This is a genomic window from Nocardia macrotermitis (assembly GCF_009604405.1).
Lineage (GTDB): Bacteria > Actinomycetota > Actinomycetes > Mycobacteriales > Mycobacteriaceae > Nocardia > Nocardia macrotermitis.
The window spans coordinates 352,221-371,076 of sequence record NZ_WEGK01000004.1 but is presented as its reverse complement, the minus strand read 5'-3'; the positions used below and the strand labels follow the sequence as shown (position 1 = coordinate 371,076).

At 69.0% G+C, this 18,856-nt stretch carries 15 protein-coding genes and 1 pseudogene; 9 read left to right on the top strand and 7 right to left on the bottom strand.

The annotated features are described in order from the left end of the window. The first annotated feature begins 12 nt into the window (after positions 1 to 12). Together sepH and NRB20_RS11655 are read left to right on the top strand one after the other, a co-directional pair. A complete protein-coding gene (gene sepH / locus NRB20_RS11660) occupies positions 13 to 1,224 on the top strand; it encodes a septation protein SepH (protein WP_319944770.1) in 1,212 nt (403 codons plus the stop codon). Between the two features lie 263 nt (positions 1,225 to 1,487). Then, on the top strand, positions 1,488 to 2,237 hold the full coding sequence (locus tag NRB20_RS11655) for a DUF6928 family protein (RefSeq protein ID WP_319944769.1): 750 nt from the start codon (positions 1,488 to 1,490) through the stop codon (positions 2,235 to 2,237). 1 nt (position 2,238) lies between these two features. Here NRB20_RS11655 and NRB20_RS11650 read toward each other — a convergent pair whose 3' ends face one another. Then, entirely contained in the window at positions 2,239 to 2,541 is a 303-nt protein-coding gene (locus NRB20_RS11650) for a DUF2537 domain-containing protein (protein WP_319944768.1), read from the bottom strand. Further along, entirely contained in the window at positions 2,538 to 3,341 is an 804-nt protein-coding gene (locus tag NRB20_RS11645) for a TrmH family RNA methyltransferase (protein WP_319944767.1), read from the bottom strand. The genes NRB20_RS11650 and NRB20_RS11645 overlap by 4 nt, the downstream gene beginning before the upstream one ends. A gap of 497 nt (positions 3,342 to 3,838) precedes the next feature. On the opposite strand from NRB20_RS11645, the gene NRB20_RS11640 reads away from it, so the two are divergent. Then, on the top strand, positions 3,839 to 4,201 hold the full coding sequence (locus tag NRB20_RS11640; RefSeq protein WP_153410074.1) for an FKBP-type peptidyl-prolyl cis-trans isomerase: 363 nt from the start codon (positions 3,839 to 3,841) through the stop codon (positions 4,199 to 4,201). A 37-nt stretch (positions 4,202 to 4,238) separates the two neighbouring features. Here NRB20_RS11640 and NRB20_RS11635 read toward each other — a convergent pair whose 3' ends face one another. From NRB20_RS11635 to NRB20_RS11620, 4 genes are all read right to left on the bottom strand, one after another. Beyond that, positions 4,239 to 5,585: a sensor histidine kinase gene (locus tag NRB20_RS11635; RefSeq protein WP_319944766.1), complete on the bottom strand. Its 1,347-nt coding sequence runs from the start codon at positions 5,583 to 5,585 to the stop codon at positions 4,239 to 4,241. Beyond that, positions 5,582 to 6,292 carry a response regulator transcription factor gene (locus tag NRB20_RS11630; RefSeq protein ID WP_153410073.1) on the bottom strand — a complete coding sequence of 237 codons (711 nt, stop codon included), beginning with the start codon at positions 6,290 to 6,292 and terminating at the stop codon, positions 5,582 to 5,584. The genes NRB20_RS11635 and NRB20_RS11630 overlap by 4 nt, the downstream gene beginning before the upstream one ends. Positions 6,293 to 6,332: 40 nt before the next feature. Beyond that, positions 6,333 to 6,722 carry a hemophore-related protein gene (locus NRB20_RS11625; RefSeq protein WP_153410072.1) on the bottom strand — a complete coding sequence of 130 codons (390 nt, stop codon included), beginning with the start codon at positions 6,720 to 6,722 and terminating at the stop codon, positions 6,333 to 6,335. 79 nt (positions 6,723 to 6,801) lie between these two features. Next, entirely contained in the window at positions 6,802 to 8,943 is a 2,142-nt protein-coding gene (locus NRB20_RS11620) for an AMP-binding protein (protein WP_153410071.1), read from the bottom strand. A 318-nt stretch (positions 8,944 to 9,261) separates the two neighbouring features. Between NRB20_RS11620 and NRB20_RS11615 the strand changes: the two genes are divergently transcribed. The 6 genes from NRB20_RS11615 to NRB20_RS11590 all read left to right on the top strand — a co-directional run bounded on the left by NRB20_RS11615 (position 9,262) and on the right by NRB20_RS11590 (position 18,030). Further along, positions 9,262 to 13,473, top strand: a complete 4,212-nt coding sequence (locus NRB20_RS11615) for a sensor histidine kinase (RefSeq protein ID WP_153410070.1) — start codon at positions 9,262 to 9,264, stop codon at positions 13,471 to 13,473. Next, positions 13,470 to 13,883: a roadblock/LC7 domain-containing protein gene (locus tag NRB20_RS11610; RefSeq protein WP_011207200.1), complete on the top strand. Its 414-nt coding sequence runs from the start codon at positions 13,470 to 13,472 to the stop codon at positions 13,881 to 13,883. The genes NRB20_RS11615 and NRB20_RS11610 overlap by 4 nt, the downstream gene beginning before the upstream one ends. Before the next feature lie 7 nt (positions 13,884 to 13,890). Beyond that, positions 13,891 to 14,265: a DUF742 domain-containing protein gene (locus tag NRB20_RS11605; protein ID WP_040818858.1), complete on the top strand. Its 375-nt coding sequence runs from the start codon at positions 13,891 to 13,893 to the stop codon at positions 14,263 to 14,265. Beyond that, entirely contained in the window at positions 14,246 to 14,848 is a 603-nt protein-coding gene (locus NRB20_RS11600; RefSeq protein WP_174435003.1) for a GTP-binding protein, read from the top strand. The genes NRB20_RS11605 and NRB20_RS11600 overlap by 20 nt, the downstream gene beginning before the upstream one ends. Before the next feature lie 630 nt (positions 14,849 to 15,478). Then, positions 15,479 to 17,116, top strand: coding sequence for a carboxyl transferase domain-containing protein (locus NRB20_RS11595; RefSeq protein ID WP_319944765.1), 1,638 nt, complete (start codon positions 15,479 to 15,481; stop codon positions 17,114 to 17,116). A 56-nt stretch (positions 17,117 to 17,172) separates the two neighbouring features. Continuing rightward, entirely contained in the window at positions 17,173 to 18,030 is an 858-nt protein-coding gene (locus NRB20_RS11590) for an aldo/keto reductase (protein WP_319944764.1), read from the top strand. Between the two features lie 15 nt (positions 18,031 to 18,045). Here the strand turns inward: NRB20_RS11590 and NRB20_RS39560 are convergent. After that, a pseudogene (locus NRB20_RS39560) lies at positions 18,046 to 18,738 on the bottom strand (pyridine nucleotide-disulfide oxidoreductase); the annotation flags it as partial. Positions 18,739 to 18,856 lie beyond the last annotated feature (118 nt).

Genomic DNA, 18,856 nt, shown 5'->3' with positions numbered 1-18,856 from the left:
GGGAGGTAACCGGTGCGTGAGCTTCGAGTGATCGGTTTGACGCCCGATTCCGCGCACATCGTGTGCATCGATCCCGAGTCCGGAACCAAGTATCGGCTCGCCGCCGACGAGAAACTGCGCGCTGCCGCCCGAGGAGACCTCGCCCGATTCGGCCAGATCGAGATCGAAACGGAGGCAACCATGCGTCCTCGCGATATCCAGGCCCGTATCCGTGCCGGCGCCTCCGTCGAGCAGGTGACCGAGGAATCCGGAATGCCGCTGAGCCGCGTCGAGCGGTTCGCCTATCCGGTGCTGTTGGAGCGCGCGCGAGCCGCCGAGTTGGCGCAGAAGGCGCATCCGGTCCGCAAGGACGGTCCGGCCGTGGAAACTCTCATCGATGTGGTTTCGGCCGCCTTCGCCGAGCGCGGCCACAACATCGATATCGCCGAATGGGATGCCTGGAAGGACGAGAAGGGCTACTGGGTCGCCCAATTGCAGTGGCAGGCAGGGCGTTCGGTGATCGCCGCGCACTGGCGTTTCCAGCCCGACGCGCACGGCGGTTCGGTGACGCCGCTGGACGATCCGGCCAACGACCTGGTCGATCCCGATTTCGGCCGGGCGCTGCGCGGCCTGGCGACGATCCTGCCCGAGCCCGCGGCCGAACAGCCCGCACCGGTCGAGCCCGTCACGCCGGTCGCGCCGACGCCGCCGCCGCGCGAGGAGCCCGCCGCGGTCACCGAGCGCGAGGCCGAGGCCGAGGAGTACTTCGAGAAGCGTGCCGTCGGTGGCAGTTCGGTGCCGGTGGCGGCCAAGTCGGCTCCGGCCACCCCGCCCGCACCGGCACGGGAACCGCAGGCGCCAGCCGCCGAGTACGCCGCGCCCGCGCGGGAGCAGCGTGAACAGCCGACTCCGGCCGCGCCGCCGTCGCGGGAGGTGGCCGAGCCCGCACCCGCACCTGCCCCCGAACGCGCGCAGCCCGCGGCCGCGAAGGTGACCAAGCCCGCCGAACCGGCCAAACCCGCCGCTCCGGCCGCGAAGGCTCCGGCCCCCGCCGCCGCGAAGTCGACGCCCGCGCCCGCGGCCAAGTCGACGCCCGCCGCGGCCGCGAAGTCCACCGGCGCGCAGCCCGCCGCGGAGGAGAGCAAGCCGCCCGCCAAGCAGGCCCGGCCCAAGGCCAAGCGGGGCAAGGCGCCCATGCCGTCCTGGGAGGACGTGCTGCTGGGCGTGCGCAGCTCGGGTCACTGATCCAGCGCCACACCGGATTCGAGATCGGATTCCCGGGAGTTTGCCCGATAGCACAAGACCGGATGCGGTTGGCGAAACCCCTCTTGACACGCGCGTACCTGATCCGAAGTGCACCGTTTCGGTGTGCCGGAGAGTAGATTTTTCTGTGAGCCCCTAGTTGTTCGGGGTGGGCACCGGGCAGATCACGAGGTCGGACGTCATGGACACCGTGATTGCTGCGAGGTAGCTATGCTTACCCGTACGAGAATCGGGAGGTGTCGCAAGTGCCGTCCACTGCTTCGTCCCTCTGGTACGTCGATGCATCCGACCCGGTCGCGGTGCTCCGCGATCATCCGGATCCGGATCCGGCCGCCGCGCTGGCCCTGGCCCGCCAACTCAATCCCGACCTGGATGTGGTCCCGGCCGCCTCCGGCAGTATGAAGGTCTGGGCCGGGCCCGATCCCGGTTCGATCTACATCGGCTGCTATCCCGGCGTCACCGTGGTGTGCACGACCCAGGCCGCGGTGGCCCGCCCGACGCGGCTGCCGGAGTTGCTGGTCCGGCCGCTGGCCTCCGAGCACACCTATCTGATCTCCTACGACGTCGCGCACGGCTGGGGTGCGTTCGCGCATTGGGAGCGTGGGGAATTCCGGCGCTCGTTCAGTTCCACCCGGGTCGACATCCTCGAGGACGAGGGGTTGCCGCAGGTGTGGGAGCGCTCGTACTGGGCGGGGGAGCATCCGCTGCGTTTGCTGCCCGGCGAATTCCCGGACCCGCAAACCCTGCCCTTCGATCCGACCGAATTCGCCGATGGGGCCAATGCCGAATGGCTCGGATTCCACTATCGCGGTGGTGATCACGGCGGCCCGCTCGAACCCGCCGACGTGCCGGTCTGCGGATTCAGTCTGTTTCCGAAGGGGCAGGCGCCGGTGGTGATCCGGCCCGAGGAGCCGAAGTTGGAGTCGCACGGCGGCGGGCGCTGGTTCGGTTGGCTGCGTGGCAGATCCGGCGATCGGGTGCGCGCGCAGGCGTGAGTCAGGACGAGAGCGCGACGATCAACAGGGCGATCCAGCCCAGCACGACGCCGACGGCCACGCCCAGCAGGATCCACCGGATCACCGGCGCGGTGCGCCAGCGCCACGCGCTCGGGGCCGCGCCACCGGCCGCGACCAGGTTCACCGCGACGGCCAGCGTCCAATGGACCTGTGCCAGTGCGGCTCCGAACGCGTACACTCCGGCCGTGGCGAGCAGGGCGACCAGTACGGACACCGCGATTCCGGCGGCCCACGGCGTCGGTTCGGAATAGCCGCCGTAGCGGGCGCTCGGAGGTTGGTTCACGAGTTGCGCACCCTTTCGTAGAAGGCCATCGCGGCGGCGGTGGCCACGTTCAGCGAATCGGTGCCCGGCGTCATCGGGATGCGGGCGCGAATGTCGGTGGCGGCCATGGCCGTTTCGGTCAGTCCCGGGCCCTCTGCCCCGAGCAGCAGCGCCACCCGGTCACCGGTCAGCGCGCGAGCCAGTGTGGTCGCGGACGGCTCCGGCGTCAATGCGACGATCTGAAAACCCTTGTCGCGCAATAATTCCAGGCTGTCCGGCCAGGTCGGGAGGCGGGCGAACGGCACCCGCAGCACATGTCCCATCGACACCCGCACCGCGCGCCGGTACAGCGGATCCGCGCAGCGGTCGCCGAACAGCACCGCGTCCGCGCCGAGCCCGGCCGCGTTGCGGAAGATCGAGCCGATGTTCTCGTGATCGTTGACGCCCTCGAGCACCGCGACCGTGCGCGCCGAGGCCAGGATCTCCGCCAGCTCCGGTTCGGCGGGCCGCCGCGCCGCGGCCAGCACCCCGCGATTGAGATGGAATCCGACGATCTCGGCCATCACCTCGGCGCTCGCCCGGTAGTACGGCACATCCCGGCCGTCGAGATCCCCGGCCAACTCCTCGTACCGCCGCCCGACCCCCAGCAAACCGAACGGCGCGAACCGCGACCCCAGCATCCGCTGCACCACCACGACCCCCTCGGCGATCACATACCCCTGCCGTCCGGGCAGATCCGGCCGCCGGTCCGCGGATTTGAGGTCGCGAAACGCCGCGACCCGCGGGTCTGCGGGGTCTTCGATATCGATCACGTCGGCCACGGTGCCCAATCCTGCCACTGACATGGACAACGCCGACCCCTGTGGTCATCCAGTTCCGCCAACTCCGGATAACGCCGACTGCAAGGGTCGGGGCCCGGCTCGATTCTGGACTGACGGAGCGGGGGAGCGAAGCGGAGGAGCGGAGGAGGGAAGAATCGAGCCTTCGGGGGCCCCGACCCGCCGGAGCGGAGCGGAGGCAGAAGACACAGCGGAGGAGCGGAGGAGGGAAGAATCGAGCCTTAGGGGGCCCCGACCCGCCGGAGCGGAGCGGAGGCCAAAGGCGCTGTCCCCGCCGGAGCGAAGCGGAGGCCGAAGACACAGCGGGCGAGGGAAGAGTCGAGCCTTCGGGAGGTTTCCGGCCCGCTGGGGCCGAGCGGAGGCCGGTGACACAGCCCGCACCAAGTTTCGGGTTTCGTGAGCAACGATATGGTGAACAGTTAATTGGCCGTTTCGCCGATCTGTCGGCGTCGGCCAACCCAACGAGCGGAAGAGGACGCATGACCAAGCCCGAAGTCGAATTCCAGGACGGCCCGGCGCCGAGCACTCTGGTGGTCAAGGACCTTGTCGAGGGTGAGGGCGCCCAGGCGGCTCCCGGCGGCACCGTCGAGGTGCACTACGTGGGCGTGGAATACGACACCGGCGAGGAATTCGACTCCTCGTGGGGCCGTGGCGAATCCATCACCTTCCCGCTGCGTGGCCTGATCCAGGGCTGGCAGGAGGGCATTCCGGGGATGAAGGTCGGCGGTCGCCGACAGCTCACCATTCCGCCGGAGCAGGCGTACGGTCCGGCCGGGGCGGGGCATCCGCTCTCGGGCAAGACGCTGGTCTTCGTCATCGACCTGCTGAACGTCGTCAACTAGACGTTCGGAACCACTCGGCCCGGACCCGCGCGGGTGATCACCGGTCCGGGAATTCCAGCACCAGCCGCACACCACCCAGGGTGCTGTCCTCGAAATAGGCTCGCCCGCCGTGCAACTGGGCCTGCTGGGCGACCAGTGCCAGGCCCAGACCGGAACCGCCCTTGGTGGCCCGGCTGCCCCGGATGAAGCGCTGGAAGACCGCGTCGCGTTCGTCGGCGGGGATGCCGGAGCCGTCGTCGTCGACCGAGATCACCACGCCGGCGGGGGTGCGGTGCGCGGCGACCAGCGCCCGGGTCGCGCCGCCGTGCCGGGCCGAATTGGTGAGCGCGTTGTCGATCGCCAGGCGCAGTCCGGTGGGCAGGCCGCAGATGATCAGTTCCGGATCGGTATCGATGGTCACGGTCAGTTCCGGGAAGTGCCGCATGGCGTCGTGCGCGGACTGATCGATCAGATCGCCGACATCGGTTTCCACGTGATCGCGCTCGTTGGTGAGTTCACCGGCGGCGAGGCGCTCGAGGGCGGCCAGGGTCGCCTCCACGCGGGTTTCACTGCGTTGCAGGTCGGCGAGGATTTCGGCGCGTTGCTCCGCGTCCAGGTCCAGGGTGCGCAGCACCTCGAGATCGGTGCGCATCGCCGTGAGCGGGGTGCGCAGTTCGTGGGCGGAGACCGCGGCGAAATCGCGGGCGGTCTCCAGGGCCGCGGCCGTTTCCGCCTGTGCGGCGCGCACCCGTTCCAACAGCGAATTCACCGCGTCGGCAAGCTGTTCGGCCTCACGCACGCCCGAGCCGTTCACCGGGGCGCGGCTCTCACCGGTCCCGCTGTGCTCGCCGACCTGCCGGGTCAGATCCACGATCGGCCGCACCGCCCGGCCGCCGAACATCCAGCCCAGCGCCGCCGCGGCGACCATCGCCAGGCCGGCCGCGGACAACACCCAGCGACGTTGCTGACCGGTCGCGTGATAGGCGTCGTTCAGCGGAATACCCATCGAGACCACGCGGCCGGGCTGCTGATTCTCGGTCGTGGTCATGATCCGGTACGGGGTGTCGTCGATGGTGACGGTGTGCGAACCCGGATCCAGTTTCGGCAGCCGCATCAGGGTCGAGGCCGCGACCTCGCCGTTGTCGCGGACGGTCACCACCAGATCCCGGCTCGGGGTGACCACCGACAGCACACCCGCCGCGATCACCGGCTGCATCAACACGATCCGCGAGGCCACATTCAATTCCTGATCGGCCTGGGTGATCGCGTTGCGCTGGATGGCCACGATGGACAGCCAGCCCAGCAGCGCGGTGAGGATGATCGCGCCCAGGGCGGCCGCGGCCGCGACGCGGGTGCGCAGAGAATAGGAGCGGCGTTGCCGGCGGGGCCGCGGCGCGTCGTTCACTTCGGCGCTCGCAGCACGAAACCGACGCCGCGGATGGTGTGCAGTAGTCGCGGCGTGCCGTCGGCCTCGAGTTTGCGACGCAGATAGCCGACGAAGACGTCGACCACATTGGTATCGGCCGCGAAGTCGTAACCCCACACCAATTCGAGCAGCCGCTCCCGGCTCAACACCACTCCGGCATTGCGGGCCAGGGTCGACAGCAGTTCGAATTCCCTTTTGGTGAGCTCGATTTCGCGACCGTCGAGCAGGGCGCGATAACCGGCCTCATCGATCTCGAGCGGTCCCACGGTGATCGCGCCCGGGGCCAGCGGCACGGCGGTGTCGGTGCGGCGCAGCAGCGCCCGGATCCGGGCCACCAGTTCGGCCAGCACGAAGGGCTTGACCAGATAGTCGTCGGCGCCGGACTCCAGTCCGGCGATCCGGTCGTCCACCGAATTGCGCGCGGACAGCACGCAGATCGGCACCTCGTTGCCCATCGCCCGCAGCGCCGTGACCACCCCCGCGCCGTCCAGGACCGGCATGTTCATGTCCAGGACGAGCGCGTCGGGGGCCTGCTCGGTGACGCTGCGCAGCGCCTGTGCGCCGTCACGGGCGATGATCACCCGGAACCCGGACAGCCGCAGGCCGCGCTCGACCGAGGCCAATAGATCCTCGTCGTCGTCGACCAGCAGAACCGTCGGAGTGTCGTGGCTCGTCACCAGTCCCATTCTGCACGGGCGGGCGGGCCGGGCCCGGGAACAACGATCGTCAGTAGTTGTGGCAGCTGTCCGCGACGGCCTGGATGGTCTTGCTCAGGCCGGAGGCCCGCGGATCGTTCTGCGCCTGCTGTTGCATCTCGGGGTGCTGGGCCAGATACTGCTGCGCCTCCGCGTGACGCTGCTGGATCGGCTCGTTGAACTTCGCCCGCAGCTGCGCCTTCTGACTGGGATTCTGGTCCAGGATCGAGGCCAGCTGCGGATTCTTCGCGTGCAGCGCGCGATCCACCTGATCGAAGGTGCAGGTCGAATCGAGAAGGGGCGCAACCATATCCATCGGCGCGGCCGCGGCGAGGCCGGGGGAGAGCAGGGCGGCGACGGTGGCCAGGCCGCCGATCGCGAGGACGGTTCCGGTGCGGCGGCGGTTACGCGAGTTGATCATGTGCATTCCTTCGGCTCGGGGAAACAGTCGAAACCTTAGGAACACGCTATGGGACAGCTGTGAACCGATCCTGAGAAGACTATGAGGACCGGACGGGGGAGTCGTTGCTCGCGTCGGCGGGACCCTCGGGCCGATCGCCCGCGATGATCTGATCCTCCAGCGCGATCAGCACCGCCGGATCCTCGATGGTGGCGGGCATCTCCCACTCCTCACCGGCGACGATCTGCCGCATGGTCTTGCGCAGGATCTTGCCGGAGCGGGTCTTGGGCAGCGCCTGCACCACGATGACGTCGTACAGCGTCGCGATGGCGCCGATCTGCTCGCGCACCCGGGCGGTCAGCTCCGCGCGCAGCACCTCCGGATCGATCTCGACGGTCTGTCCGGCCCCGTCGGATTTGAGCACCACGTACGCGATCGGGCGCTGGCCCTTGAGTTCGTCGGGGATGCCGATGACGGCGCATTCGGCGACGGCGGGATGTCCGGCGACCGCGGCCTCGATCCCCCCGGCCGAGAGGCGGTGCCCGGCCATGTTGATGACGTCGTCGCTGCGGCCCAGGACGTAGAGGTACCCGTCCTCGTCGAAGTAGCCCGAATCGCCGGTCAGGTAGTGGCCGGGGAAGGCGGACAGGTACGAGCGGACGAATCTGTCGTCGTCACCCCACAGGCCGGTGAGTGTGCCCGGGGGTAGCGGTAGGCCGATCACGATATTGCCCTCGGTGCCCGCGGCGACCGCGTCGCCCTCGTAGTCCAGCACCCGTAGCCGGTAACCGGGCACCGGCAACGAGGCCGAACCGGATTTGATCGGAAGTTCTTGCAGGCCAAGGGGATCCGCGCAGATCGGCCAGCCCGTCTCGGTCTGCCACCAGTGGTCCACCACCGGGCAGTCCGGGTGATCGGCCAGCACCACGTCGCGGGTCCATTCCAAGGTGGCCGGATCCAGCCGCTCACCGGCGCAGAACAGGGCGCGCAGACCGGACAGATCGTAGCGGCGGGCCGCGGTCGCGTCCGGATCGGCGCGGCGGATGGCGCGCAGCGCGGTCGGCGCGGTGAACATCACGTGCACGTTGTGCTGCTCGACCATCCGCCAGTACGCGCCCGGATCCGGGGTGCCGACGGGTTTGCCCTCGTAGAGCACGGTCGTCGCGCCGATCAGCAGCGGCGCGTAGACGATGTAGGAGTGCCCGACCACCCAGCCGATATCGGAGGTGGTGAGCATGACCCGGCCCGGGGCCAGGTCGTAGATGTAGCGCATCGACCAGATCAGCGCGACCGCGTGACCGCCGTTGTCGCGCACCACGCCCTTGGGTTTTCCGGTGGTGCCGGAGGTGTAGAGGATATAGAGCGGATCGGTGGCCGCGACCGGAACCGGATCGGCCGGTTCGGCGTCGGCGATCATGTCCTCCCAGTCCAGCCATTGCGCGGCAACACTTTCCGCGGAACCCGGGAGATTTTCGGTGGCGGGCTGCGGCGCCGCGAAACGCAGGGCCGGGAAACCCGGACGTTGTTTGACCACCACGTGCCGGGGCGCGACGGTGCGCACCAGATCCAGCGCCTGCAACACGATCGGCGGGTACTCCAGGCGCTTGCCCGGCTCCAGGCCGCCGGAGGCGGTGATGATCAACACCGGTTCGGCGTCATCGATGCGGGCGGCCAGTTCGTGCGCGGCGAATCCGCCGAACACCACCGAATGCACCGCCCCGATCCGCGCGCAGGCCAGCATCGCGACGACGGCCTCGGGGATCATCGGCATATAGATGACCACGCGGTCGCCGGTGCGCACACCCAGTCGCAGCATCGCCCCGGCGAACTGCGCCACCTCGGCGAGTAGTTCGGCATAGGTGTAGACGACTGTGGCGCCCGTCATAGCGGAGTCGTATATCAGGGCGGGCTGATCGGCGCGGCCACCGGTCGGTTCGAAGTCCGCGGCGAGATCGGCGGGGGCTCGATCGGAGGTCGATCCGGTATCGAAGTGATCACGACTCGGTTCGGCCGCTGTCGAGGGCTCTAACGGTGTGATATCGCGCACATGACGATCGAGTGCGTTGTAGGAGGTGTTCAGGCGGGCGTCCGGAAACCAGCGCGCGGTCGGGCGCGCGGCGGGTTCGATGATCTGTGTGGGGGGAACATCCCAGCTGACAGCGGCCGCGGCCGCGCCCCAGAAGTCCGACGGGTCGACCAGGCTCGTCTGGTAGGTGGGCCGGTACTCCTGACGTGCGTTCAACCGTGTGACTCCCTGCCTCGCCTCGATGCCCGCCTCGATAGATCAGCCTGATTGTGGCAGACTTCACGCGGCGTCCGGGCGGACGCCGCGACCTTTGATTTTGTCCAGAACAAGCTGGTCAATGCGCGGAGGTTGGCAACAGGTCACACAAGAAGTTATTGATCCGTTAGAATCGCATGTCACATATTTCGGCCGTCAAGGACGCAATTTCACGGCCTGCCGCAGATCTCGGCCCGCTGTGCCAATCGAGTCCAGCCATGCGATCGTGGAGGCTCGCTGATGGCGCATGGCTGGGGCCAGTTTGGAAAGTGAGTGAAGATGCGCGAGGCCGCTAGGTCCGGCAACAAGCGTTGGGCGCTTAGCAACTGGGACCTGCGTTGGAAGGTTACGGCGGTCCTCGCCGTCCCCCTTCTCGTTGCGGTGGTGCTCGGCGCGTCCAGGATCGCGGCGCAGTTCGGCGACTCGAGCCGGCAGGATTCCGCGGTGACCCACGTCGGGGCGATCCCGGCGGTGACCGGCCTCAGTGGCGCGGAAGCCACGGTGGCCAGTGAGCAGATGGCGCAGATCGGTCCGGGCCAGTCGCTGGTCCAGGACGCCGATCTGACCGCGTTGGACAACGCCATCGCCTCGGCCCAGAAGAACGCACCGCGCCTGGACGGCGTGCCCGGTGGGCGGGCCGCGCTCGACCAGATGATCGCGGGTGCGCAGGAAGTCCGGAAGAACGGCCACACGCCCTCGCCCTCGGTGCCCGACGCGGTCAACCACGAGGAGAGCATCCGGCAGAACAGCGTCCGGACCACCGAGCAGATCACCTCGACGGTCTCCGACCCGCAGGTCGAGCAGGCCAAACTGCGCTTGGTCGACACCCTGAACACGCGTGCGGTCGAGGTCTCCGAGGTCGCGGCCATCTCCGAGGCGCTGCGCGGCGACTCCAAGAACGCGCTGCGCGACTTCCAGATCGCCGCGAACACCGAGCGGCAGATGCTCTCGACGCTGGCGCACCGCTTCCCGGACGGCGACAAGACGATCGACGCGCTGACCAAACTGGTCAACAAGCGCATCGAACTGGCCAACGGCCCGGCCGCCGCGGCCGGACAGATCCCGGTGGCGGACCTCAAACAGTCCCTCCAGGACAGCCTGACCTACTACCAGCGCATCGTCGACAGCTCGACCGGCGACATCACCCAGCGCGTGAACCAGCTGGCCGACGACGCCCGCATCGGCGCGATCCGGTACGCGGTCATCGTCATCCTGACGATCATGGCGGCCTTGCTGCTCGCGGTGCTGATCGCGCGGTCGATGATCGTGCCGCTGCGCAAGCTGCGTCTGGCCGCGCTGCGCGTGGCCGAGCACGACCTCGGTCACGAGGTCTCCCGGCTGCGTGACGGCGCGTCACCCGAGGACGTCCCGCTCGAACCGATGCCGGTGCACACCGATGAAGAGGTCGGTCAGCTCGCCCGCGCCGTCGACGACATCCACGGTCAGGCGTTGCGCCTGGCGGCGGATCAGGCGTCCATGCGTACCCAGGTCAACGACATGTTCGAGACCCTGGCCCGACGCTCGAAATCCCTTGTCGACCATCAGCTCTCGCTCATCGAGGCGATGGAGTACGACGAGAAGGACCCGCGCCTGCTGGAGAACCTGTTCCGGCTGGACCACCTCGCCGCCCGTATGCGACGCAACGGCGACAACCTGCTGATTCTGGCCGGTACCCGGCAGCGTCGCGGTAAGTCCGCGCCGGTCGAGATCGCCGACGTGCTGCGTGCGGCCATCTCCGAGGTCGAGGACTACGAGCGCGTGAAGCTGGGCGCCACCCCGCGCGGCGCCATCACCGAACCGGCCGCCTCCGACCTCGCGCACCTGTTCGCCGAGCTGCTGGACAACGCGCTGCGCGCCTCGCCGCCGGAGACCGACGTCAAGTTCACCTTCGCGCAGGCGCACGATCAGGGGCTGCTGGTCGAGGTCGCCGACCGCGGTATCGGTATGCCCCCCGCCGAGATGGCCGACATCAACCGCCGGTTGGAGACCGTCGCCGAGGTCGGGCCGGACACCGCGCGGCACATGGGTCTGTTCGTGGTCGGCCGGCTCGCCGAGCGGCACGGACTGACCGTGCGGCTGCGGCCGACGTTCGACACCGCGCGGGATCCGGGCGTCACCGTCACGGTGCATCTGCCCAAGCCGATCATCGTCGCGCCGGTGGGTGGCACGATCTCGGTGCCGACGCAGGCTTCACCGCAGGTCGCGACTCCGTCGCAGCCGATTCCGGTGCAGCCGAACCCGGCCACCATGCAGACGCGCGCGGTCACCCGCACGCCGAGCGGCAACATGATGGTTACTGTGGATCCCGGTGTGCCCGGGGCGGTTTCGGCCGACGCCGAGGATGCCGAGGACGGTATCTCGGCGGAGGGCGTCATCGGGGCGACGCCGCCCGCCGCGACGGCGGTCGCGCCGAGTATCGGACTCCCGCAACGTCAGCCGGGGAGCGCGACGCCGGGGGCCACCCCCGGTGGGTTGCCGCAGCGTCAGCCGGGGAGTGCGACACCGGGTGGGCTGCCGCAGCGTCAGCCGGGGACCGATGGTCCGACCGTGCGGCGCACCACCGTCGAGGGTGCTCCGGGGCTGCCGCAGCGTGAGCCCGGCGCCAACGGTCCGCAGCAGCCGAGCGCGCAGCCCGGCGCGAATCTGTCGCAGCGGCCGAACACCGGTGGCGGACTCGTACAACCGCAGGCCAACCTGGCCGCGAACATGCTCAAGCGACAGCCGGGGGCCGCGGGTCAGCCGCGTCCCGGCGGGTTGCCGCAGCGTCAGCGTGGCGGGAACGGCGCACCGGCCGGTCCGGGTGGCGTGCCGCCGCAGGGCGGGCCGGGTGCGCTGCCGCCGCGCGGGCCGGGCGCCGGTGGGCTGCCGCGTCGCGGTGGTCCGGCCGGACCGGATCTGCCGGGTGGGCCGACGCCGCCGCCGGGACCGCAGGATCGTCCGGCTGCGAACCGCCAGCCCGGACCCGGTGGTCTGCCGCAGCGTGAGCCCGGCGCCAACGGGATGCCCAAGCGTGGGCCCGGTGGTCTGCCGCAGCGCGGTGGCGACGGTCTGCCGCAGCGAGATGCCGCGGGTAACGGTCTGCCGCAACGGGATTCGTCCGGGAACGGGCTGCCGCAGCGTGGTCCGGGTGGCCTGCCGCAGCGTGACGCCGCGAGTGACGGTCCGCCCCAGCGCGATTCCGCTCTGCCGCAGCGGGATTCGGCTGCGCCGCAGCGGGATACGCCGGGTGTCGGCCTGCCGAAGCGGGATCCGCTGACCGGTGATCTCCCGCAGCGTGACGCCGCGAACAACGCCCCGCCGCCGCGTGATGGTGGTCTGCCGCAACGTGATTCGTCCGCCGGTGGGTTGCCGCCGCGCGAGGGTGGTCTGCCGCAGCGGGAGCCCGGCGCCAACGGTCTGCCGCGACGTCAGCCGGGTGCGAACGGGTTGCCGCAGCGTGGCCCGGGTGGTCTGCCGCAGCGGGATGCCGCGGGTGACGGTCTGCCGCAACGCGGCCCGGCCGGGAACGGCCTGCCCGAACGCGAGGGCAACGGTCTGCCGCCGCGCGAAGGTGGTCTGCCGCAACGCGAGAACGGTCTGCCGCAGCGCGGGAACACCGGCAGCGGTCTGCCGCTGCGGGACGGTAACGGCCTGCCGAAGCGGGATCCGCTCACCGGCGATCTGCCCAAGCGCGACCCGCTGACCGGGGATCTGCCCCAGTCGCTCGCCGGTGACCTGCCCAAGCGCGATGCCCTGTCCGGCGAGCTGCCCAAGCGGGACGCCCTGTCCGGCGACCTGCCCAAGCGGGATCCGTTGACAGGTGATCTGCCGCAACGTGATTCGATCGGTAACGGTCTGCCCCGGCGCGGTCCGGCCGCGCCCGGCCTGCCGCAGCGGGATTCGGCGGAAAAGGAGCCCTCGCAGCGGGATTCGGGTATAACCGGTCTGCCGCGGCGCAAGCCCGGCGCCGAACTGCCGCCCCGGCCGCTGCCCACACCCGGCCTGAGCCTGCCGCCCGCGGATCGTTCGGCCGAGCACACAGACAAGGGGGAGGACCTGGGCGAGGGCCGCGAACGCGGTCGCCACAGCTTCAAGTCCAACCCGCAGAAGACGGCCGCGTTCTTCCAGACGCGGTTGCAGCCCACCGAGGACACCCAGTCGTCGATGGCGGACAGTCCGATCTTCGCGGAGATGATGTCGGCCTGGCTGGCGGATCCGAATTCGGATCGGTCCGAGGTGGCTGCCGCCTTCGAGTCGCCGGGCGACGAGGGCTGGGAGGCCGCCCGCCGGGCGGTCGAAGCACCCTCGGAGAAGCGCACCGCATCCGGACTGCCGCAACGCGATCCGGGTAACCGGCTCGTTCCCGGTGGTGTCGGTGGCAAGGCCGAGCGGGTACAGAGTAACCGTGACCCCGAGTCCATCAGGTCAAGTCTGAGTCGTCACCAGCAGGGCGTCCGGGATGGCCGCGCAATGAAGGCAATGAACCTTACCGGAGATAAAGGAGACCGATGAACCCCGATCTAGGTGGTACGAACCGTCAGCTGGACTGGCTGGTTTCGAACTTCGCCAACGAGGTTCCTGGCGTCGCTCATGCCGTGCTGGTTTCGGCGGACGGTCTGTTGATGGCCGCGAGCGCCCAGTTGCCCGTCGACCGTGCCGAGCAGCTATCCGCGGTGACCGCGGGGCTGGCCAGCCTCTCGGTCGGTGTGTCGAACCTGTTCGAGGGCGGCACAGTTCTGCAGTCGGTGGTCGAGATGGAACACGGCTACCTATTGCTGATGGCCGTCGGCGACGGGTCGTACCTGGCCGTGCTGACCAACACGTCGTGCGACATCGGCCAGGTCGGCTACGAGATGGCGCTGTTGGTCGAGCGGGTGGGCCAGACGGTTCAGGCGACGCCTCGCGTCACGATGGGTTCCTGATGGTGGGATGGACATAGACAACCAGCGCGTGGGGAGCGCCGAGCCGAGCCTCGTACGCCCGTACTCACTGACCGCCGGCCGCACGCGGCCGACGGTCGAGTTGGCGTTGGAGGCCCTCGTCGCAGCGCAAGCGGTCGCCTTCGAGCGGCAGTTCGAACTCACCAATATCGAGACGTCAATCGTGGAGTTGTGCAGGGAGTCGCCATCGGTTGCCGAATTGGCTGCCCGGCTGGGTATCCCGATCGGGGTGGCACGTGTTCTCGTTGCCGATCTCATCGAGGCCGGACATGTACGAGTCTCGGCGACATTGAAGGACGACTCCAGCGACGATGAACGTCGCGAGCTGATCGAAAGGGTTCTTAGTGGACTCCGGCGTATTTGATTCGACGGCCCAGGTCGATACCCGCACCAGCAAACCTACCTCGGCGAAGATCGTGGTCGCGGGCGGTTTCGGTGTGGGCAAGACGACCCTGGTCGGTGCGGTTTCGGAGATCGTTCCGTTGCGCACCGAGGCATTGGTGACCAATGCCAGTGTCGGGGTCGACAGCCTGGCCGCCGTGCCGACCAAGAACACCACCACGGTGGCCATGGACTTCGGCAGGATCAGCCTCGCCGACGACCTGGTGCTCTACCTGTTCGGTACTCCGGGCCAGTACCGCTTCTGGTTCATGTGGGACGACCTGATCCGCGGCGCCATCGGCGCCGTGGTGTTGGTCGACACCCGCCGGCTGGAGGACAGCTTCGCCGCCGTCGATTATTTCGAGGCGCGCAGCCTGCCGTTCCTGGTGGCCATCAACGAGTTCGACGATGCGCCCAGGTATCCGACCGAGGACATCCGGCAGGCGCTGGCCGTCCCGGCGGACGTGCCGATCATGTCGATCGACGCGCGCCGGCGGGAGCCGGTGAAGCAGGCGCTGGTCTCGGTCACCGAGTACGCGCTGCGCAAGGTCGTGCAGGGTTACTGAGCACGTCGGGGCGGGGCCGGTCAGCCCTGCCGGGTGGAGTGCTGTCGGTACTCCGCGGCGTGTTCCGGCGTCACGGGGTGCTCTATCGGTCGCACCCTTGCCGAGGTTGCGCACGGTTCGATCCGAGTGGGTGGGCGGATCGGATACGTCGCGTATCCCGGGCGAGGGTGCGGCCGTTCGTGTCTCGGTGGGTGGTGCGATCGTGGCATCGGTGCGTTCCATTAGCTCGCGGCGTCGCGAACGCCGTGTAGCGGGTTGCTCACACCTCCGCGAACATATGCTTAACGCGACAACCTGACTTCAACGCGACAGCTCGATCAGGTCACCCGGTTCCGTCAGCCATCGATAACGCCGACCCCGAGGTCAGCCAGTTCCGCCAGCTCCGGATAACGCCGACTGCAAGGGTCGGGGCCCGGCTCGATTCTGGACTGACGGAGCGGGGGAGCGAAGCGGAGGAGCGGAGGAGGGAAGAATCGAGCCTTCGCCGGGCCCCGACCCCGCCGGAGCGGAGCGGAGGCAGAAGACACAGCGGAGGAGCGGAGGAGGGAAGAATCGAGCCTTCGCCGGGCCCCGACCCCGCCGGAGCGAAGCGGAGGCCAAAAATACAGCGGAGTGGAGGCAGAAAATACAGTGACTTCTGCGCGAGAACTGTTGGGGGAGTTGGTTGATCCGGGTTCGTTCGTGAGTTGGGATCGGATGCCGGTCGAGGTTGCGGCGGGGCCGGAGTATCGCGAGGAGTTGCGGGTGGCCGCGGGGCGGTCGGGGGTGGACGAGTCGGTGGTGACCGGGGAGGGGCGGTTGCGGGGGCGGCGGGTGGCCGTGATCGCTTGTGAATTCGGGTTTCTCGCGGGATCGATCGGGGTGGCGGCGGCGGAACGGATCGTGCTGGCGGTGGAGCGGGCGACCGAACTCGGGTTGCCGCTGGTGGCCTCGCCGACCTCGGGTGGGACCCGGATGCAGGAGGGCACGGTGGCTTTCGTGCAGATGGTCAAGATCGCCGGGGCCGTCACGATGCACAAGGCGGCCGGATTTCCGTATCTGGTGTATCTGCGGGATCCCACCATGGGCGGGGTGTTCGCGTCGTGGGGTTCGTTGGGGCACATGACTTTTGCTGAACCGGGTGCGTTGATCGGATTCCTGGGGCCGCGGGTGTATCGGGCGCTGTACGGGCGGCCGTTTCCCGAAGGTGTGCAGACGGCCGAGAATCTTTATCGCAGTGGGGTTATCGACGGTGTGGTGCCGGTGAGGGTGTTCCGGCGGATCGTGCATCGGGTGTTGAATGTTGTGAACAGTGTTCCGGTGCAGTCGATTTCGGATACGGATCCGTCCGGGCGGGTCGAAGTTGCCGAACCTGCCGGATCGGGTCGTTCGGAAAACTCTGTGGGACAATATGATTCTGGTGTAGACCGGCGAGTTGAGGATAGGGCTCCGCGTCGGTCGGATTGGTCTGCGGACCTGCCGCCGGTGGATCGGGTTGCCGGACAGTCTGATTCGGATGCAAAGGCGAGTGCCTGGGATTCGGTCCTGATCTCCCGCCGCCCGGATCGGCCGGGGATTCGCGAGCTGCTGCGTCATGTGACGGACCGAGTTCCGTTGAGCGGCACCGGACAAGGCGAGTCGGACCGGACCGTCGTACTGGCCCTGGCCCGGCTGCGTGGACAACCGTGTGTGCTGTTCGGGCACGATCGCGCGGGGCAGACCGGCGAGAACACCATGGGCCCGGCCGCATTACGGGAGGCGCGCCGCAGTATGCAGCTGGCCGCCGAACTACGGTTGCCGCTGGTGCTGGTGATCGATACCGCCGGTGCGGCCCTCTCGCGCGAGGCCGAGGAACGCGGGCTCGCGCCCGAAATCGCCCGCTGCCTGGCCGATCTCATCACCCTCGAGACGCCGACCGTCTCGGTACTGCTGGGGCAGGGCAGCGGTGGTGGCGCGCTGGCGCTGCTCCCGGCCGATCGGGTGCTGGCCGCGACGCACGCCTGGCTCGCGCCGCTGCCGCCGGAAGGGGCCAGCGCCATAGTCTTTCGCGATACCGAGCACGCGCCCGCCCTCGCCGCCGCGCAACGCATCCGCGCGGCCGAACTGCTGGCCGACGGCGTGGTGGATCGCCTCGTGCCCGAACGTCCGGACGCCGCGGACGAACCGATCGAATTCGCCCGCCGCATGGTGCGCGCGATCGCCACCGAACTGGCCGGGCTGGGCGACCGCTCCCCGGACGAACTCGTCCTCGCCCGGCAACGTCGGTACCGCCGCCTGGGCCTGCGCTGAGTGACACGCTCCGGGTGCTCGTTGACGGCTGGACGAACCGCTTCTACGGTCGAATTGTGACCTATCGCAGCGAGGCCAGCGCCGTCCCCTCGATCGTCCTGAACGACGGGTCCGTGATACCGAGGCTCGGCTTCGGCGTTTTCCAGGTTCCCTCGGACGAGGCGTCCGCGGCGGTCAGCACGGCTCTCGAGGCCGGATACCGCAGCATCGACACCGCCGCCGTGTACGCAAACGAGGCCGGAGTGGGCGAGGCGGTGCGCAAATCCGGCCTGGACCGCGACGAGGTCTACCTCACCAGCAAGCTGTGGAATTCCGAGCAGGGCTACGACTCCACGCTGCGCGCCTTCGACACCACGATGGCCGAGCTGGGCATGGATTATCTGGATCTGTACCTCATCCACTGGCCGGTGGCCGCGGCCGATCGGTACGTGGACACCTTCCGGGCGATGCGGGAGATCAAGGCGCAGGGCCGGGTCGGCTCGATCGGTGTGTCCAACTTCACCCGCGAACATCTGGAGCGGCTGATCGCCGAGACGGGTGAGACGCCGGTGCTGAATCAGGTCGAGCTGCATCCCAGTCTCGCGCAGCCGGAACTGCGCGCTTTCCACGCCGAACACGGCATCGCGACCGAGGCGTGGGCCCCGCTCGGGCAGGGTTCGGAACTGAAGGATCCGACGATCGCCGCGATCGCCACCGAACTCGGCCGCACTCCCGCACAGGTCATCATCCGCTGGCATCTGCAACTGGGCAATGTGGTGATTCCCAAGTCGGTGACGCCGTCCCGGATCGCGGAGAACTTCGACGTGTTCTCCTTCGAGCTGAATTCCGATCAGATGCAACTCGTTTCGGCCCTGGACATCGGCAGCCGACTCGGTCCGGATCCGGCGACTTTCAGCGTCGGCCTGGAAGCCTGAGCACTGGCCGCGCGATCAGACGCGGCGCAGGCCGAGATGCTCGGTGAGTTCGACCGCAGCGGCGCGGCCCGCGCGATTCGCGCCGATGGTGCTGGCGGACGGCCCGTAGCCGAGCAGGTGGATGCGCGGGTCGGCGGCGACCTGGGTGGCGAGCCGACCGGTCATGGTGATGCCGCCGCCGGGTCCGCGCAGCCGCAGTGGCGCGAGATGATCGAGCGCACTGCGGAATCCGGTGGCCCACAGGATCACGTCGGCGGGTTGCGGAGTGCCGTCGGCCCAGCGCACGCCGTCGGGTTCGATCCGGCTGAACATCGGATGCCAATCCATGACGCCGCGGGCGCGGGCGGCCCGGATCCGGTCGGTGACCGGCAGCCCCGTCACCGACACCACCGAGCGCGGCGGCAGCCCGCGCCGCACCCGATCCTCGACCATCGCCACCGCGCGCCGACCGGCGTCGCGGCTGAATTCGTCGGTGCGCCAACGGGGTTCGGTCCGTGAGGTCCAGGTCGTCGTGGTCACGCGCGATATCTCGTCGAGCAGCTGCACCGCCGAGATTCCGGCCCCCACGACCACCACATGCCGACCCGCGAACTCCTCGGCATTCCGGTAGTCGTGCGCGTGCAACTGTCGTCCGGCGAACGTCCCCGCGTCCGGGTAGTACGGAACGAACGGCTTCTCCCAGGTCCCGGTCGCATTGATCAGGCCCCGCACCCGCAATGTCGCCGGGGGATCGAAAATGGTTGCGCTATCGGATAATTCGAGAACTCGATGTTCGGTGCTGGCCATCGTCGCGTGCCGCGCTCGAGTCGCATCGGAATCGTCTGTC

Excerpts from the sequence above, each read along its gene's own strand:
- NRB20_RS11640 (WP_153410074.1), top strand. The coding sequence starts at position 3,839 with ATGACCAAGCCCGAAGTCGAATTCCAGGACGGCCCGGCGCCGAGCACT.
- NRB20_RS11610 (WP_011207200.1), top strand. The coding sequence starts at position 13,470 with ATGAACCCCGATCTAGGTGGTACGAACCGTCAGCTGGACTGGCTGGTT.
- NRB20_RS11615 (WP_153410070.1), top strand. The coding sequence starts at position 9,262 with ATGCGCGAGGCCGCTAGGTCCGGCAACAAGCGTTGGGCGCTTAGCAAC.
- NRB20_RS11630 (WP_153410073.1), bottom strand. The coding sequence starts at position 6,292 with ATGGGACTGGTGACGAGCCACGACACTCCGACGGTTCTGCTGGTCGAC.
- NRB20_RS11605 (WP_040818858.1), top strand. The coding sequence starts at position 13,891 with ATGGACATAGACAACCAGCGCGTGGGGAGCGCCGAGCCGAGCCTCGTA.
- NRB20_RS11625 (WP_153410072.1), bottom strand. The coding sequence starts at position 6,722 with ATGATCAACTCGCGTAACCGCCGCCGCACCGGAACCGTCCTCGCGATC.